This window comes from Providencia rettgeri (genome assembly GCF_023205015.1).
GTDB classification, from domain to species: domain Bacteria; phylum Pseudomonadota; class Gammaproteobacteria; order Enterobacterales; family Enterobacteriaceae; genus Providencia; species Providencia rettgeri_E.
Map to the genome: position 1 here is coordinate 3,194,725 of NZ_CP096258.1, position 17,079 is coordinate 3,211,803.

Below are 17,079 nucleotides of genomic sequence, written 5' to 3' on the forward strand. Positions count from 1 at the left end.
GAGTTATTTCGATAATATAGAGCACTACCGCAATACCTTGATTAATAAAGACGAACTTTATGCTCAACCATCTCTTTAATTTTCTCAGCGGAAGCAACTATCTGTGGCTTTTTAGAAACTTGTGCTGTTCCTGTCCGCCACCATGCCTCATAACCATCGGTCATTGTTTTAGGAAGTACTTTAATATCAATCAATACACAGCCTGAATGGGACTTAGCATCTTCCAGTGCTGCAATCAATTGTTTCTCATCATGTACCCGATAACTTTTACAACCGTAGCTTTCCGCATTTTTAGCAAAATCCACCTTCACTAACGGCCCATCCATTAAGCCTGTCTGTGGGTTTCTATAGCGGTTTTCTGTGCCGAAACTCCCCATACCTTGACTCATTTGCAGGTTATTAATACAACCAAATCCTGCATTATCAAACAATAAGATGGTGATCTTAATATTTTCCTGAATCGCAGTTTGTAATTCACTGTGTAGCATCAAGTAAGAGCCGTCTCCGACCATCGCATAAACAGGTTGTTTCGGCGCAGCGATTTTAGCCCCAACTGCGGCGGCAATTTCGTACCCCATGCATGAATAACCATATTCAAGATGGTATGTATCTCGTTGTTTTGGTAACCAAATACGCTGTAGATCCCCCGGTAGTGAACCTGCGGCTCCTACAATAATTGCATCATCTTCCATGTATTGCTGCATTAAACCCAATACCCGAGTTTGAGCCAGTTCCGTACCTAATGTTTTACTATATTCGTCAAGTTTATCATCAAGCTGACCTGCAATTTCAGGTACAAAATCCAATGGTCGGTACTGAATACTAAACAAACGATCCAGTTCATTTTTCCATTGTTGCTTAGCCTGTTGGATTTCCATCCCCCACTGAGTTTGGTAATGGGAGTCTTTCATTTTTATATCAATCGCTTGCAAAGCTTCCTTCGCATCAGCAACCACTTTCAATGCATCCAACTTACTAGCATCAAACTCTGCAACATTGATATTTAAGAATTTAACATTTGGATGGCTAAACAACGACTTAGATGCGGTCGTAAAGTCAGTAAAACGGGTGCCAACACCAATGACTAGGTCCGCTTCTTTAGCCAACAAGTTTGCAGCTAGCCCACCTGTCGTCCCAATTCCCCCCATATTTAATGGGTGGCTGGCAATGATGGCACTTTTGCCTGCTTGAGTTTCGCCAAATGGAATGCCGTAATCTTCCGCAAATTGCAAAAAGGCATCATGCGCTTCGGAATAACGCACCCCACCACCACAGACCAGAAGGGGTTTTTTCTTACTGCGGATCAGACTCACCGCTTCTTCGATGCTTATCGTGGTTGGCGGTCGACGCTCAATACGATGGACTCGTTTTTCAAAAAAGTAGTCAGGGTAATCCCATGCTTCACCTTGCACATCTTGCGGTAAACAGACTGTTACAGCCCCTGCATCTGCTGGGTCAGTGAGTACTCGCATAGCATTGACCATCGCGGCCATCAGTTGCTCCGGCCGCGAGATCCGATCCCAATAACGTGAAACCGGACGAAAACAATCATTTGTGCTTATTGTTCCATCCCCATACTGTTCAACTTGCTGCAATACAGGATCGGGCTGGCGAGTCGCAAAAGTGTCTCCTGGTAGCAATAATAATGGGATACGATTGGCTGTCGCCGTGGCCGCAGCGGTGATCATATTCGCGGCACCTGGGCCAACAGAGGATGTAACCGCAAAAATTTGTTTACGTTTTTTTTGCTTTGCAAAGCCTGTCGCAATATGCGCCATGCCTTGCTCATTACACCCTTGATAAACGCGTAGATGACCAGGCGCTTCTTCAAGCGCCTGACCTAAACCCACAACATTACCATGGCCAAAAATCGTAAATACTCCCTGAATAAACGGATACTGCTCACCATCAACATCAATATATTGTTGGTTTAGAAATTTAACCAACGCTTGAGCTGTTGTCATTTTCTGCTTATTCATACGGGTCTCCGTTTATTCCATGGTTGGCATTGTGAAACTACTTTCATGGTGCTCTAAGCGAACACTGGCAGGCCAACGGCTCGTGACTGTTTTCATGCGAGTATAGAAGCGAACACCGTCATTTCCATGTACATTTAATGGGCCAAAAATAGACCGTTTCCACCCACCAAAGCTGTGGAATGCCATTGGGACTGGGATGGGTATGTTGATCCCGACCATTCCTGCTTGGACATTTTCTTGGAATTCACGAGCCGTTTCGCCATCACGAGTGAAAATAGCCGTTCCATTACCATATTCGTGTTGGTTAATCAGTTTCAAACCGGTTCCGAAGTCAGGGACACGTACCACCGCTAATACAGGCCCAAAAATTTCTTCTTTATAAATGTCCATTTCAGGGGTGACATTATCAAATAATGTTGGCCCTACAAAATACCCATTTTCGAAGCCTGTCACTTTAAAATCGCGACCATCGACCAATAATGTCGCGCCTTGCTTTTCACCGCTAGTAATATAGTCACAAATTTTAGCTTTATGCTGCGATGAAATAACCGGCCCCATATCATTTTCTTTGCCTTCCGTAATACCCGGGCCAACGGACATTTTAGCAATTTGACCTTTCAGGTTAGCAATGAGCGCATCTGCCGTTTCATCACCGACAGCTAAGACGACGGATAATGCCATACAACGTTCACCTGCCGCACCAAATGCCGCCCCCATGATAGCATTCGCTGCCTGCCCCATATCCGCATCAGGCATTAAGATACAATGGTTTTTCGCTCCACCGAGTGCTTGGCAACGTTTACCATGAGCGGATGCCGTCGTGTAAATATATTCAGCAATCGGCGTTGAGCCAACAAAACTAACAGCTTGAACTTCTGGTGCAGTTAAGAGCACATCAACGGATTCTTTGTCCCCTTGGACAACATTAAATACCCCATCAGGCAAACCCGCTTCTTTTAATAGCTTAGCTAGCGCTAACGCTAAAGAAGGGTCTTTTTCTGAAGGTTTTAAAACAAAGGTATTGCCTGTCGCAATAGCCACTGGGAACATCCACATAGGGACCATAGCGGGGAAATTAAATGGTGTAATTCCCGCACATACCCCCAGAGGTTGCATTAATGAGTGGCTATCAACCCCTGTCGCAACATTCGCAGAGTGTTCACCTTTTTGTAAATGAGGAATACCGCATGCAAATTCAACGACTTCCAATCCTCGGGTTAATTCTCCGACCGCATCAGAAAAAACTTTACCGTGTTCTCTTGAAATTAAACGTGCCAGTTCATCCATATTCTCTTCAAGCAACGCTTTAAATTTAAATAAAATCCGAGAACGTTTTAACGGGGAAAGTTTTGACCACTTAGGAAATGCTTTATGCGCAATCTCGATGGCTTTTTTTGTTTCATCCGCGCTACTCAGTGCCACCTGTGCAATTTGCTCACCCGTTGCCGGGTTGAATACCGGTGCAAAGCGCCCACTTTTGCTGGATACTATTTCACCACCAATGAAATTATGAATCTGTTCCATGTTGCCTCTCTTTAGCTGACAGAGTTACCTAGTTACTCAATGTATATGAAATATTTGTTTCATTTACAACTAAAATTGAAATAACATTCAGTTTATGTGATCTAGACAAAGTTTTTGTGAAATTTTTAATATCAACTAAAAGGTATCAATCTTAAACTCAAGAGCAGCACGTAGTTATTGGCCATCTAACCGTTGTATTGAGCAAAATAGCGCTTACTTTCAATCAGGAAAACAAGAGAACAAATCCATGTAAGCTGTTCAATTTATTATCCCAAATTCAAATTATTTCACGATCCTAAAAAAAGAAAATTTTTAAAGTTGAACTAAGTGTTTCAAAAAGATTCGACTAACGCTGTAAAACAACTACAATTAGAGCCAAATTCTGGAGGTTATATGTCAAGTGCATCAAATTTGAATGAGTTTCAAGAGCAAGTTCGCTCGCGATATGACGAATTAAGTAAACGGCTACAGCAAGTGGCGCGCTACGTATTGGACAATACAAATAGCGTCGCATTTGATACTGTCGCCGTCATTGCGAAAGAAGCTAATGTTCCGCCTTCGACGCTGATCCGTTTTGCAAATGCGTTTAATTTCAGTGGGTTTAATGAAATGAAACAATTGTTTCGCATGAACCTTGTTGAAGAAACCGCCAGCTACACAGATAGAGCACGTATGTTTCGTGAAATGGACGGTTCCCAAGAGCTGGGCGATGACCCATCACAGATTTTGAAAGAATTTGCGCATTCTAATGCCCAAGCTTTACAGCAAATGGCTGCGAGAACGCCTGCTGAAGATATCGAAAAAGCCGTATCGTTATTAGCGAATGCACAAAATATCTACATTATCGGTTTACGTCGTTCATTCAGCGTTGCAACCTATTTAAGTTACGCTCTTAGCCATTTAGAATGTCGCCCCGTACTCATTGATGGACTTGGCGGGATGTTCAAAGAGCAGATCAGCAGGATCAGCGAAAATGACGTCGTTATTTCAATCAGTTTCACACCTTACGCCTCAGAAACTGTCATGGTCAGCGAAAAAGCGGCCCAAGCAGGTGCACAACAAATCGTGATTACTGACAGCCAAATCAGCCCGTTGGCAAGTTTTAGTGATGTTTGTTTTGTGATCAAAGAAGCCCAAGTAGATGCATTTCGTTCTCAGTCAGCCACCTTATGTTTAGCACAATCACTAACCGTTGCATTAGCCTATCGTCAGGGTAGCAGCTTAGTCTAAGTTATACGGCTCTGTAATTAAACACCTCCATTAATTCAGAGCCTCTTCCAATCCTCTCCCTCATTAACATAAACGTATTTATTGAATGTTAATTAAGTTTCATCTTTTTCTTGGATTTGTGAATCTCATCAGAAAATACAAATTCCAAAAATACAATCAAATGAAATTATTATTTCGTCCTGCTATGTTGGGATTATTTCTCGTGTCAGATAAAACCATAATAAGGGCTAAGCATGTTAAATACACACTTTCTTTATTTACTCGGGCATCTTCGCTTACTTGAGGAACAACATTCTGTCACGTCCCTTAATCGCTCTGGTATAGGCTTAATCGGTACAACACCTTATAACCAACTTTATATCGATGCGATAAAATGTTGCGCTCATCATAGTGAGCTAAAGTCAATTTGCCAGTTGTCCCCATCACTCCCTTCTATGACTGACTTTATGTGCCAAAAGAAAAAGATAGAAGAGTTGATCAACCATGATGATGTCGATTGCATCATCATGACATCCACTTGCAGTGATGAGTTACTCAAATTTGCGATTCATACTGCTGTAATTGCAGGAAAAGATATCCTATTAAATGACATCCCCAACTATAATGAAATCAAACTAAAGGAAGTGCTAGAGGAAGCGGCGCGGCATGGTGTATTCATTGGTTATAACCAACCTTTTAGCTTTGATAACCAGTTCAGTCAAATAAAAACCGCTTTAATGTCTAAACATGGCTTAGAAACAGGGTTATTACGTCTCACAACACATAGAATATGTGAGACTGAAAATCAATTACCATTCAATATATTACGAAACACTATCACAAAAAATATAGAATTATTGTTATCTTTAATGCCTGATGTTCTACTTTCAAACCCGGCAATTCAATACTCACATCCTTTTATGAAAAGAGCTGATGGCGATGTGTTGATGATCAATTTTCGCCAAGATGGCGGGTTATTGATTTCATTTGAAATCTTTTTCAATACAGGAAAGATCTCAGACAAATTGTCTTTAAAACAATGCAATAACCGATATGAAGTAGCGAAAAAAATCTCTTTTAATGAGAAAAATCAAGAGATTAATCAAAATAATTTTATTGTAGAGCAACTCGACCAATTTATTTTAAAACTCGCTAGCAACACAAAGTTAGCTAAGATTAATCAATGGAGTCGCGCTAATAAACTAACTGATAAAGTCATAAAACAGCTGAATACCTATGGATATATTTGATTACTGAAAATATAAAGATAATTCTAATAGTAACATGCAATATTATTTTACAGGTGAATAATACAATGATGTTTGTAACACACTTAATTCACTTATAATCAATGTAATGAGCTATATGTACCACCATTTATATTAACAACGCCATATAAAAAAGACGTAGGGTCAACATTGAAAAGATAAGCAAATTGAAATAATGAATCAACATCAATACAACTTTCTCCAGTCTCGAATCGATTCATTTCTTCTTCTGTTACACCGATTAAGCTGGCCATTCTTTCTATCGATATTTTATGGTTTTCTCGTTGTTTTCGGATTTTTATCCCTAGCATTTTAGCAATGCTTTCCTTGCCCATAATAACCTCTACTAAATATTAAAATGAATATTATTAACCGGTGCGTAAATTATCACCAACCATAAATTTATAAATTGACTTAAAATAATAAACCCCGAATTAAACAAGTCAATTTAAGATAATCCAACAATGAAGTTAAAATAAAAATTTAGATAACCAGATGATATAACTAGATTAAATCAGTTTCATTATTTCATTTCCGTTGTGACGATCATCACATAAAATGTAAAATTTAAGCGATATAGAAACTAGATTATCGTCTATCAACGACTAAAAAATTGTATTTCCAGTTTAACTATATTTTAGCTTACATTTTCATTTTGATAAAATCATATTACCAAATTTAATGTTATAACCTTAAGAAATTCGTGACATTTTGTATTCATGCGTATCAATAAGTTTCCATAACGCAATTATAATAAAGAAAAAATTTCCCCATCATAAAAAAAGACGTTTTTTTTTATTTATTAGTCGAAGTTACAAGATTAGTTTTAGATTATAAAAATAAGATGATTTATAATACACTTATAGGGGAAAAGTACTTTTCAAGGTTAGTAAGTTACATTATATCACTCTTATTTTGAATCTCTAAAATAGATTGCTATAACAGTTTGTTTTAGATGTAAATAAAATCATTCCTCTACATTTATGCCATATTCATTACTTTCAGTCTATACACAGCATGTAAAAATTAGACAAATTATGTAAACGCCAAATAGGTGTATTTTAGTATTCACTCCCTCACCCTCTCAAAACTTACTTAACTTCACATCTTTTTAATAAAATTGTCAGTTAGCATGCTATCCTATTACGAGCACCTATGAATACTTGCCACTCATCGCACAAAGTTATTATATGGCTTCTTATTTTTATTGGTAAGTAAAGAGACCTGAAAGGATAATCATGCTACAAGAAAGTGTTATCAGGGAAATTATTCTCTGGATAGAACAAAATTTAGAATCACGCCTATCCCTAGATACTGTTGCCGATAAATCAGGATACACAAAATGGCACTTTCAGCGCCTATTTAAAAACCAAACAGGGCTCGCTCTTGGCTCCTATATCCGAGCAAGACGTCTTTCTTGTTCTGCTGTCGCATTACGACTAACAAATGACAGCATAATGGATATTTCTCTAAGATACCGTTTTGACTCACAACAAACTTTTTGTCGTGCATTTAAAAAGCAATTTAATCTGACACCTTCTGAATATAGAAAACGAGAAGGCTGGAAAGTTGAAGGGTTCTGTTTACCGCTACGAGAGAGTAAAGAACTCAACGTGAGTGTTAAATTGACCCAGTTACCGGCAATCAATTTACTTGGCACTAAACATCGTTACACTAAAGATATTAATGAATGGAACCTAAAAACGGATGAGTTGCGTCGGTACTATTGGATGGCTTTTTTTGATAAAAACCCTTATGTCACTCAGCATCTATATGCTATTCATGGTATTGACCAAAGTGCTAACGCAGAAGGGCATTTCCTATATACCACGGCTCTAGATGAACAAGATGTAGACATCGAACTTCCGCAAGCAACAAACTTACAGTTACCCTCTGGAAATTACTTAGAAATCAAAATTACTAGTAGCCTTCATGGTATAGATTATAATGATATTATCTATACTGCTTATGGAAAAGTACTTGCTGAAATGGATATCGTCCGTGGAGAAGGGCCTGATGTGGAACAATATGTCCTAAAATCTAAACCCTCTTATGATGCATTCATTAATGATTCACGCAATTTCATTCAAGAGCTAAATTATTATATTCCCGTTATTATTTAACAAACAGATATTTAATAACCAGCCAGCATCCCATACAACATTGCATGGGATGCTAGTCTAATAATCAAAAAGTCACATTTATTTTTGCCCAGAAGTTTCTTCCTGGTTCGTTCACTGGCACATTGGATGAATAACCAAAACCACTATTCCCCGCTAAATTAAGGTGCTCGCTATAGGTTTTGTCAAAAAGATTATCAACACCTGCGCTTAATTTCATGTTTTCATTAATGTTATACGCTGTATTTAATGAAAAAATCGTGAAACCCGCACTTTTGCTGAAATCTTTACCCACTACATTTCCATCATTAATGGCAACACGATTTTGGCGGCTCACAACACGCACTAAGCCTGTCGTGGTCCAATCGCCTTTTTCCCACGATAAACCAAATCGGCTTTCCAACGGTGGCATTTGCGGTAATGCCTTTCCATCTGTACGGTTTTCCCCCCATGAATAAGCAAGGCTTGCATCCGCTTTCCACTCATCACTGAGCTTTTGGGCAACACCAAGTTCTCCGCCCATAATTAACGCATCCACATTTTCCACCTGACTCATTCGTGGATTTACTGCGCTATAACGGAAGAGAATAAAATCATCAACACGCCCCACATATGCAGAAACCCATGCATTAGTATCTTCATGGCTATATTTAGCACCGATATCTAACTGAGTTGTTTTTTCCGTTTTTAGCTTATCAAACACATTATTGCTACCATTCGGGCCGAGCTTAGGTGAGAACAACTCCCAATAATCAGGAAAACGTTCCGTATAACCGACACCTGCATATAGCATAATAGGCGTACTCGATAAAGAATGCTCATAGCGCGCAAAGCCTGCTGGCATCACGGTGTTACGCCCTGAAGAGCCTATTCCTGTATTATTTTCAACTATTACACGATCTAAACGAGCCCCGCTGACCACTTTGCCTTGTTCAGTTGGATGCCAAGTTAGCTCGCTAAAAACACCATAATCTTGAAATTGTGCATCTTTTTTCCAACTATTATTGTTGTTTTTTCGATGCTTATTGGTTTGCATGTCTGCCCCGGCACGCAGCTCATAGTCTGACCATAACCATGTTCCCATCGCACGACCGCCCATAGTTTCACGGTCGACTCGCATTTTCATTGGCATATTCATCATGCCATGACCACCATGCCCCATATGACCCCCACTCATTCCCCCACCTGATGGAGAGCGAAGCGAGTAGTTATCCATAATATGATCAGCGTAATTGTAGTAGACATTCGCTTCGACTTTATCTAAAACGTCGCCAATGTTGCTCTTTTCAAAGCGCAAACCTAAGCTTTCTCGTTTAAACTGGGAGCCATCCATTCCCCGACCTGCGTAACGTGCTTCCCCATCGCCTTTACCAGCAGTCAATTCTAATAATGTGTATTCATCCGGTGTCCAGCCAACCGCAAGATCAGCATTCCATTTGTCCCATTTAGACGGCACTTTGTCCCCATTGCCATCTTTATAATCATTGGAACGTGACTTATTGCCAATAACGCGAATGTAGCCAGACTCATTGCCTAAACTCACATCTGCATTGCCGTCCCAACGACGGTTTGATGCCGCTAGCGCACTCGCATTTCCTTTAATACCAGCTTCGGTAAACAGGGGTTTTTCACGCTCAAAACGAATTGTTCCCGCTGAATTTCCAGGCCCCCATAAAACGGTTTGAGGGCCTTTAATCATATTCAGCACATCAAAGTTTTCGGGTGAAATATAAGAAGTAGGTGCATCCATACGAGAAGGACATGCACCTAACATCTCACTATCATTAGTTAAAATACGTAAACGTGAGCCAAACATGCCGCGAAAAACAGGATCACCGTTAGTTCCTCCGTTACGGATTTGTGAAAAACCAGGAATAGTTTTGAGATAATCAGAACCATCACTTGCAGGAACTGGCTGTCTTGGTGTTTTAGGGGATGTCGTAATAGTTAATGGTGAATCGACTGGCGCAGTGACAATCATCACTGAACTCTCCGAGATTGGGCTTTGATTCACTTCAGTTTTAGCGACAGTAGATGCCGTAAAAATCGCGCTAATGACCAATGTCGCAATAGGAGTCACTTTGAAGATTTGTGTGTTCATTTTTGACCTGTTTCTTAGAAAATAGATGCTACTTTCACCGCTTAAATGACAAACACATTTCCAGCCCCCACAGATGAACCACTTAAAAATCAAGAAATTCAAGATGAGCAAAAACGCTTTGCACTATGACGGCAAAAATAACCATTAATTAATTTGTAAAATTCACAATCTTAAGAAATCAGGAGGTCGGAGGGGCTCGAGCGAAATGTAATGACCAAGGTCTAAATAATCTAATTTGAACGTAACACTCAAAGGGAATAAATAGCGTCAGTCTAGCGAATTGCCGAATAACCGCAGCAATAAATAAGATAAGAAACGGAAAGTGGATCAATAACTGGCAGTAGCCACATGCAATGTCTTCCATCGGTGATTGCCCGATCCCTGTCATTAACATATGGTTCATTGGTGTTGAAACGTCACAATTTTCAGGCATCAGCATACCTTGATGCGAATGCATCGAATGTTCTGCCGTTGATGGAGGCTCCATTGCATTATGAGAATTAGGGCTTATGCAGTGTTCCATCAGCCTCATCGATTGAGAGAACAATGGAGCAATAAACAGCATAGCCACAGCCAATAATGCAAGGTAGGCAGCAAATTGTCTGATTGAAGTGCGCAGGTGCAACGTTTTTCCGTCATCTATGTACGAATTTATAGCGCGGGATTGTATCTTATTTGAAAGTGTGTTGTTATTAATTTTCACAATTAATGTTAAGTGAAGCGCAGCAAAACATGCAAAAGACGAAAAAACAGACAATTATCCATTAAAATCAATCCATTGATTAACATTACCATTCTCAATATAACAGAATGAAATCAAAGTAAATAACAAACTCATTATTTACTTTGATATTATTTGGCGATTAACCATCTACCCTAGTGATTTAGATGAGAGCATTTTGTGTTAACCATTACCTTGGTTATCTCTTCTTTAGTTTGAATTGGCTTGAGTTTATCCAGTTCAATCCAAACTGTTTTGGTTGATTGAAATCGGTTATCTGGCATCAAACCACTCAATTTAATCTGTAAGTATTGCTCTTTTTCTTTATCACTAACACCTTGTTTAAATTCTTCATAAGCAACCATATATTTTTTTACTTCCTTACCAACTAACCCTTTTTTGAAAGTGACCAAAATTTTATAGCTAAGCTTTTCGTTAAGAAAATTTTTAACCACATCGGGGAGTGATTGATATGCGGCAATTTTGTCGTCTTTTGCTTTTTGAATATATTGTGGGCCTCTTAGAGCCTGATTTGGCTGATAATTAGGTTGCGATCTTGCTAACCCCCCCTTTTGAACCGGTGTCCTGTAGGAGCGATTTAGATTGTTTGGCTCCGAAATCGACCGATTTAAAGCCAATGCCCCAGATATATTTTTTTTATGAATATTTGAAGGCTCTGAATAGGCGTGCCTTAAAGTAAAAAGCCGAGTGGGAATTTTTGACCCACTCAAGTCAATCTGCTTTTTTTTAATACTTCCAGCAAATTTATTTAATTTTAGCTGCTGATTCACAAGCTTTGTTTTAACTTCTTTATTTAATGGGAGTTTATTCAAATCGGGTATGACTGGATGAGAGATTTTGGTTAGATGAAAATTACTTATTAATTGGGTGGGCATATTGCTTCCTTTTATCTAGTTATAAATTCAAACTATATTAAAAGAATTGATATCAGCCATCTTTAACAAACCGAAGTAATCAAAATCGTGGATTGTAATATGAAAGGCTGTGCTATACAGGCGAGCACCTGTATAACACAATCAGTGAAGAAACTTACTTATCGGATGGCAAGCCTTTCTTTTCATGTACCATCATTAATGCCTGCTCAACACTACGCTCGATAATCGGCCGACGTTGGTCATTTTCTGGCAGCAGTTTTAACATCATTTGCCAAGCAGAAATGGCTTCCGCGTAACGTTCTTGCTCAAATGCATTGAATGCAAAAATACTCAACGCTTTCACATTAGTGCGGTCTTCTGCGATCAGCTTTTTAAGTAATTCCGCACCTTGGCGGTTATCTTCAGGATCAGAAGAGCGCGTCAAAACCTCCGCATACCCCATCACTACATTTTCATTTTTAGGGGCTAGGCGATAAGCGCGGCCATAGGCATCGGTTGCCATAGTCGCATTTCCCAACACCATACCAATACGGCCTAGCATTTCCCACGCTTCGACATTTTGCGGGTCTTCCTGCAATCGAGTGCGTAACCCTAAAGCAAGGTGTTCCATTTCCGCATTATTGAGTGGCGGCTCAGATGGATCTAGCGCTCTGTCTAACAAAGCAGGAGCTTGTTGATAGGCATTATTCCAATCGGCCACTTTCCCGTAACTACCGACCTGATAATAAGCCCCACCCGCAACACCTAACGCAATGATAAACCCGGGTAAATAAACCCAATTGCTAGTGCGAGAGGCCTCAGGTAATGCTTCCTCATCCCCCTGCTCAACCTGTTTTAATCTAACGCGTTTTTTAGAACGGGCAAAAATGATCCAGCCGCCTACCGCTATCGCAACAAACGGTAACCCCCATAGCATCACCGTGAGCGGTGTCAGTGGTGGGTTATAAGTGACGAAGTAACCATAGCGAGCAACCATATAATCAACGATTTCATCGCGGTTTTTACCTTCTTTCATTAACTCATACACTTTTTGTCGCAAATCCAGTGCAATCATTGAGTTAGAATCCGCAATACTGTTGTTTTGGCATTTAGGACAACGTAGCTCTTCCGTTAATTTACGAAATTGCTGCTCTTGCTGTTCATTATCGAAAGTAAACACTTCCGTCGATGCATATGTCACCGTTGCGCTTAACGCTAACATCAATAAACCCAATAAATACCTCATTGGTTCGCCTCCTGATTATAGCGCTCCCAAAGGGGTTTAAATTCTTTTTCCCAAACGCGCTCGTCCATTGCCCCTGCGTGACGATAACGGATCACACCATTGCCATCAATTAAGAAGGTTTCAGGTGCACCATATACCCCTAAATCAAGGCCTAACATACCTTCACCATCAAATAAACTTAGAGCATAAGGGTTACCCAACTCACGTAACCACACAATGGCTTTATCCCGTTTATCTTTATAATTCAACCCGACCACTCGAACACCTTGTGCAGACAATTTATTCAAATATTGATGCTCTGCACGGCATGTTGGGCACCATGTCGCCCAAACATTCAACAAAATAGGTTGCCCTTGTGTTAATACATCGGATTCGTAGTGCTGCCCCGGATTTTCAAGTGATTCAAGGCGAAAAACAGGCACTGGCTTACCAATTAACGCGGATTCTAATAAGCGAGGATCATCTCCTTCCGCATTGCGCATCAATTGCCATAACAGAACCGCAGCAATTCCTGCAAAAATAATAAAAGGAATTAGGAAGACTTTGCGGTTCATGCTGTTTCCCCTTGTAATTTACGACGACGATAACGTGGGTCAAACAAACAAAATAACGCACCGATAGCCATTAACACACCACCAGACCAGATCCAACGAACAAACGGTTTATAATACAAACGCATCGTCCACGTATCTTTCGCGACTTCCTCACCCAATGCCGCATATAAATCGCGAGTAAAACCGCCATCAATCGCGGCTTCAGTCATAACAGCTCGGCTAACGCTATAAAAACGTTTTTCAGGCATTAAAACACCGATGACTTTGTCTTTCTCTTTCACTGAAATACTACCAATAACGCCTTGATAATTAGGGCCATCAGCCTCTTTTACGCCATTAAATACAAAGGTATAAGCACGAATTGAAATGCTATCGCCCGGCTTCATTTTCACATCACGCTCAATACTGTAATTTTGGCTAAAGGCAATACCGACGATAGTTACCGCTAAACCTAAGTGAGCCAGTACCATACCCCAGTAACTTGGCGTGAGCTTGATTTTCTTACTGATGCGCACTCGCATTTCCGCAAATGCAAGAATGGCTATCCAACACGCCATCATTAAGCCGACAACCGTCAGCGCTTCTACCCTATCTTCCATCAGTAATGGCAGGGCAAAAGAGAGAATAACAGTTAATACCGTTGCAATGATTAATAATTTTTTGATGGCGGCAGGACGGTCACGCCCCCAACGTACAAGTGGACCAATCCCCAGTAACAAGGCAAATGGCACCATCAATGCTATAAACATGGTATTAAAGAATGGTTCACCAATAGAAATCGTGCCAAGGCCAATTTGTTTATGAACCAAGGGTAGCAATGTACCGAGTAACACGACTAACATCGCTGCTGTTAGGATAACGTTATTACCCAATAACATAGATTCACGCGACCATAAGGCATTGTTCACCCTTGAACGTACCTTGTGCCCACGCAGTGCAAACACCAGTAAAGAGCCGCCAATCACTAACACCATGAAGGCTAAGATGAATAACCCTCGAGATGGGTCTGAGGCGAAGGCGTGTACAGAAACTAATACCCCCGAGCGAACCAAGAACGTCCCGAGTAAACACAATGAGAAAGCAAAAATCGATAATAATAGTGACCATGCTTTAAACGTGGCTCGCTGCTCAGTGACGGAGAGTGAGTGGATCAATGCCGTTCCCACTAACCATGGCATAAAGGAGGCGTTTTCTACTGGATCCCAGAACCACCAGCCTCCCCAACCTAATTCATAATAGGCCCATGCGGAACCTAACATGATCCCCAACGTTAAAAAGAACCAGGCTGCCATCGTCCAAGGGCGAGCAAAGCGCGTGAAGGAGCTATCTAACCGGCCACTTAACAATGCCGCAATCGCAAAGGCAAATGCCACTGAGAAGCCGACATAGCCCATATATAACAATGGTGGATGGAAAATCAGCCCAGGGTCTTGCAGCAATGGATTGAGGTCACGCCCTTCTATCGGAAAGGCGGGCAGCGTGCGAGAAAATGGATTTGACGTAAAGATGATAAACAGTAAAAAACCCACGCTAACCATCCCCATGACCGCTAAAACACGGGCGACAATGTCGAGAGGCATTCGGTAACTGCAAATTGCCACCGCAAATGTCCAGCCACTCATTAATAATACCCAAAGTAATAATGAGCCTTCATGAGCTCCCCATGTTGCCGCAACACGGTACCAAATCGGCAATTGCGTATTAGAGTTATTGGCAACATAAGTGACTGAGAAATCATTAACAACAAAGGCATTCACTAATACTAGGAATGCCCCGGTGACGCAGAGAAAAAGTAACCATGCTAATGGACGTGATGATGCCATTAAACGTGCATCATTACGTGCTACTCCCCAGAGCGGGTAAAAAGACAGCAAAACAGCGAGACCTAACGCCAAGCACAGTAAAACGCTACCAATTTCCGGGATCATGATGCGTTGTCCTTATAGGCAGCAGCTGGCCTGCGGTGGTTTTCCTGCATCGCTTTTTCAACTTCTGGCGGCGTGTAGTTTTCATCATGTTTCGCAAGGACTTCTTTCGCTAAAATATGATTATTCTCTTGTAATTCGCCTTGAACAACGACACCTTGCCCTTCTTTGAATAAGTCAGGCAAAATTCCGTGATAGCTGACGTCCACTTCACCTTCGGCATCATAAACCGTAAAAGTGATATTGACAGCATTAGAGACAGGGTCAGAATCGCGTACCACACTGCCTGGCATCACCATACCGCCAACGCGCAAACGTTGTCCAACTTCAGGAACTTGCTGAGTTTCCCGCTTACCGTAGAGGATTTCACCGGGGGTATAAAACAAGTCAATACTTGAGCGCAATGCGTAGAGAATCAATGCGAGGGTTAACCCCACGCCAACCAATATGGAACAGATCAACCAAAGTCGGTTACGACGACGAATATTCACACACCCTCCCTACGCGCTCTTGCTGCTTTTTGCCTGACTTCACGAGCTTGCTGTTGAATAATGGCATTTATTATCATTTTTCTTTGTATGTATGTATGCAAACAGAGTAACAAAATAGGTATTAATGTCAGCGCAACCGCCAGCCATACATAAAAACCATAGCCGCCCATCGCCCAAAACTCACTCCAAGATGCAAATGCGCTAGTCATGATTGATGTCCTTTTTTATTCACAATATCTAATACCCATGGGCGGTTACGTTCTAACATCAATAATTGGCTACGTAAACGGATCAACGTTAATGAGATAAAGAGAAATAGGTAACCAAGAATAGCTAAACGTAATGGGGTACGCATAGCTGGATCAATACTTTCTTGCATACGCGTTGAAGGTTGATGCAAGGTTTGCCACCATTCAACTGAATAATGAATGATAGGTAGGTTAATCACGCCAATTAAGACTAGAATCGCAGCGGCCTTGCCTGCGGTGCGACGATCATCAAAAGCATGCCATAAAGCGATAATCCCCACATACAGAAAAAATAGAATTAATTCAGAGGTTAAACGTGCATCCCATACCCACCATGCTCCCCACATGGGTTTACCCCATGTCGCTCCCGTAACCAATGCGATAAAGGTAAATACCGCCCCGACAGGCGCCATTGCCGCTATCGCCAACTCAGAGACTTTCATTTGCCATACGAGACCGACAAAAGCGGTGATTGCCATGGTGGCATAGATCCCCATTGACCACATTGCAGCAGGCACATGGATATACATAATACGATAACTTTGGCTTTGGACTTTATCGGTTGGCGCAAAACCAAATCCCCAAATCCATCCCACCGCTAAACAAATTACACTCAATATAATAAACCACGGTATTAGGCGCCCACATAGCCGATAAAGGTTGGCTGGAATGGCAAGTTGATGAAGCTTTTTCCACATAGTTTAATTACCCTGATTTATTATATTGTTAGTAAATGCTGCGTGACAGAATCATACAATACACATTACAAAAGCAAATATATTGATTTAACACAAATATAACTTAGGCTGATCATACTC

15 protein-coding genes are annotated in these 17,079 nt (G+C 40.9%); 3 read left to right on the top strand and 12 right to left on the bottom strand.

Features of this window, described 5'->3' with window-relative positions; translation table 11 throughout:
- Positions 1-41: 41 nt before the first annotated feature.
- Together iolD and M0M83_RS14595 are read right to left on the bottom strand one after the other, a co-directional pair.
- On the bottom strand, positions 42-1,979 hold the full coding sequence (gene iolD, locus M0M83_RS14590) for a 3D-(3,5/4)-trihydroxycyclohexane-1,2-dione acylhydrolase (decyclizing) (protein WP_248466812.1): 1,938 nt from the start codon (positions 1,977-1,979) through the stop codon (positions 42-44).
- Positions 1,980-1,991: 12 nt separating this feature from the next.
- Positions 1,992-3,503, bottom strand: a complete 1,512-nt coding sequence (locus M0M83_RS14595) for a CoA-acylating methylmalonate-semialdehyde dehydrogenase (protein WP_125891461.1) — start codon at positions 3,501-3,503, stop codon at positions 1,992-1,994.
- A 393-nt stretch (positions 3,504-3,896) separates the two neighbouring features.
- Between M0M83_RS14595 and M0M83_RS14600 the strand changes: the two genes are divergently transcribed.
- Together M0M83_RS14600 and M0M83_RS14605 are read left to right on the top strand one after the other, a co-directional pair.
- A complete protein-coding gene (locus M0M83_RS14600; RefSeq protein ID WP_125891462.1) occupies positions 3,897-4,733 on the top strand; it encodes a MurR/RpiR family transcriptional regulator in 837 nt (278 codons plus the stop codon).
- A 233-nt stretch (positions 4,734-4,966) separates the two neighbouring features.
- Positions 4,967-5,962, top strand: a complete 996-nt coding sequence (locus M0M83_RS14605; RefSeq protein ID WP_227528914.1) for a hypothetical protein — start codon at positions 4,967-4,969, stop codon at positions 5,960-5,962.
- Between the two features lie 98 nt (positions 5,963-6,060).
- Here M0M83_RS14605 and M0M83_RS14610 read toward each other — a convergent pair whose 3' ends face one another.
- Complete coding sequence (locus M0M83_RS14610; protein WP_125891463.1) at positions 6,061-6,315, bottom strand: helix-turn-helix domain-containing protein; 255 nt, start codon at positions 6,313-6,315, stop codon at positions 6,061-6,063.
- Positions 6,316-7,218: 903 nt separating this feature from the next.
- Here M0M83_RS14610 and M0M83_RS14615 point away from each other — a divergent pair.
- The gene (locus M0M83_RS14615; protein ID WP_213914170.1) at positions 7,219-8,103 is read left to right on the top strand and encodes a helix-turn-helix domain-containing protein; all 885 of its coding nucleotides are present in this window, start codon (positions 7,219-7,221) and stop codon (positions 8,101-8,103) included.
- Between the two features lie 64 nt (positions 8,104-8,167).
- On the opposite strand, the gene M0M83_RS14620 is transcribed toward M0M83_RS14615, so the two are convergent.
- The 9 genes from M0M83_RS14620 to M0M83_RS14660 all read right to left on the bottom strand — a co-directional run bounded on the left by M0M83_RS14620 (position 8,168) and on the right by M0M83_RS14660 (position 16,959).
- Positions 8,168-10,201 carry a TonB-dependent copper receptor gene (locus M0M83_RS14620; RefSeq protein WP_248466813.1) on the bottom strand — a complete coding sequence of 678 codons (2,034 nt, stop codon included), beginning with the start codon at positions 10,199-10,201 and terminating at the stop codon, positions 8,168-8,170.
- Positions 10,202-10,379: 178 nt separating this feature from the next.
- Positions 10,380-10,826: a DUF2946 domain-containing protein gene (locus M0M83_RS14625; protein ID WP_213914168.1), complete on the bottom strand. Its 447-nt coding sequence runs from the start codon at positions 10,824-10,826 to the stop codon at positions 10,380-10,382.
- A gap of 251 nt (positions 10,827-11,077) precedes the next feature.
- On the bottom strand, positions 11,078-11,818 hold the full coding sequence (locus M0M83_RS14630) for a hypothetical protein (RefSeq protein WP_213914167.1): 741 nt from the start codon (positions 11,816-11,818) through the stop codon (positions 11,078-11,080).
- A gap of 154 nt (positions 11,819-11,972) precedes the next feature.
- On the bottom strand, positions 11,973-13,043 hold the full coding sequence (locus M0M83_RS14635) for a cytochrome c-type biogenesis protein CcmH (protein ID WP_213914166.1): 1,071 nt from the start codon (positions 13,041-13,043) through the stop codon (positions 11,973-11,975).
- Positions 13,040-13,597 carry a thiol:disulfide interchange protein DsbE gene (gene dsbE, locus M0M83_RS14640; RefSeq protein ID WP_004262204.1) on the bottom strand — a complete coding sequence of 186 codons (558 nt, stop codon included), beginning with the start codon at positions 13,595-13,597 and terminating at the stop codon, positions 13,040-13,042. The genes M0M83_RS14635 and dsbE overlap by 4 nt, the downstream gene beginning before the upstream one ends.
- The gene (locus tag M0M83_RS14645) at positions 13,594-15,525 is read right to left on the bottom strand and encodes a heme lyase CcmF/NrfE family subunit (protein ID WP_140171092.1); all 1,932 of its coding nucleotides are present in this window, start codon (positions 15,523-15,525) and stop codon (positions 13,594-13,596) included. The genes dsbE and M0M83_RS14645 overlap by 4 nt, the downstream gene beginning before the upstream one ends.
- Positions 15,522-16,013 carry a cytochrome c maturation protein CcmE gene (gene ccmE / locus M0M83_RS14650; protein ID WP_248466814.1) on the bottom strand — a complete coding sequence of 164 codons (492 nt, stop codon included), beginning with the start codon at positions 16,011-16,013 and terminating at the stop codon, positions 15,522-15,524. The genes M0M83_RS14645 and ccmE overlap by 4 nt, the downstream gene beginning before the upstream one ends.
- Entirely contained in the window at positions 16,010-16,222 is a 213-nt protein-coding gene (ccmD, locus tag M0M83_RS14655) for a heme exporter protein CcmD (protein ID WP_004262214.1), read from the bottom strand. Before ccmD ends, ccmE begins: the two co-directional genes overlap by 4 nt.
- The gene (locus M0M83_RS14660; protein ID WP_213914165.1) at positions 16,219-16,959 is read right to left on the bottom strand and encodes a heme ABC transporter permease; all 741 of its coding nucleotides are present in this window, start codon (positions 16,957-16,959) and stop codon (positions 16,219-16,221) included. The genes ccmD and M0M83_RS14660 overlap by 4 nt, the downstream gene beginning before the upstream one ends.
- Positions 16,960-17,079: the final 120 nt, after the last annotated feature.

Bases quoted from the DNA above. Each gene is read 5' to 3' on its own strand.
- iolD (WP_248466812.1), bottom strand. From the start codon at position 1,979: ATGAATAAGCAGAAAATGACAACAGCTCAAGCGTTGGTTAAATTTCTA.
- M0M83_RS14595 (WP_125891461.1), bottom strand. From the start codon at position 3,503: ATGGAACAGATTCATAATTTCATTGGTGGTGAAATAGTATCCAGCAAA.
- M0M83_RS14600 (WP_125891462.1), top strand. From the start codon at position 3,897: ATGTCAAGTGCATCAAATTTGAATGAGTTTCAAGAGCAAGTTCGCTCG.
- M0M83_RS14605 (WP_227528914.1), top strand. From the start codon at position 4,967: ATGTTAAATACACACTTTCTTTATTTACTCGGGCATCTTCGCTTACTT.
- M0M83_RS14610 (WP_125891463.1), bottom strand. From the start codon at position 6,315: ATGGGCAAGGAAAGCATTGCTAAAATGCTAGGGATAAAAATCCGAAAA.
- M0M83_RS14615 (WP_213914170.1), top strand. From the start codon at position 7,219: ATGCTACAAGAAAGTGTTATCAGGGAAATTATTCTCTGGATAGAACAA.
- M0M83_RS14620 (WP_248466813.1), bottom strand. From the start codon at position 10,201: ATGAACACACAAATCTTCAAAGTGACTCCTATTGCGACATTGGTCATT.
- M0M83_RS14630 (WP_213914167.1), bottom strand. From the start codon at position 11,818: ATGCCCACCCAATTAATAAGTAATTTTCATCTAACCAAAATCTCTCAT.
- M0M83_RS14635 (WP_213914166.1), bottom strand. From the start codon at position 13,043: ATGAGGTATTTATTGGGTTTATTGATGTTAGCGTTAAGCGCAACGGTG.
- dsbE (WP_004262204.1), bottom strand. From the start codon at position 13,597: ATGAACCGCAAAGTCTTCCTAATTCCTTTTATTATTTTTGCAGGAATT.
- M0M83_RS14645 (WP_140171092.1), bottom strand. From the start codon at position 15,525: ATGATCCCGGAAATTGGTAGCGTTTTACTGTGCTTGGCGTTAGGTCTC.
- ccmD (WP_004262214.1), bottom strand. From the start codon at position 16,222: ATGACTAGCGCATTTGCATCTTGGAGTGAGTTTTGGGCGATGGGCGGC.
- M0M83_RS14660 (WP_213914165.1), bottom strand. From the start codon at position 16,959: ATGTGGAAAAAGCTTCATCAACTTGCCATTCCAGCCAACCTTTATCGG.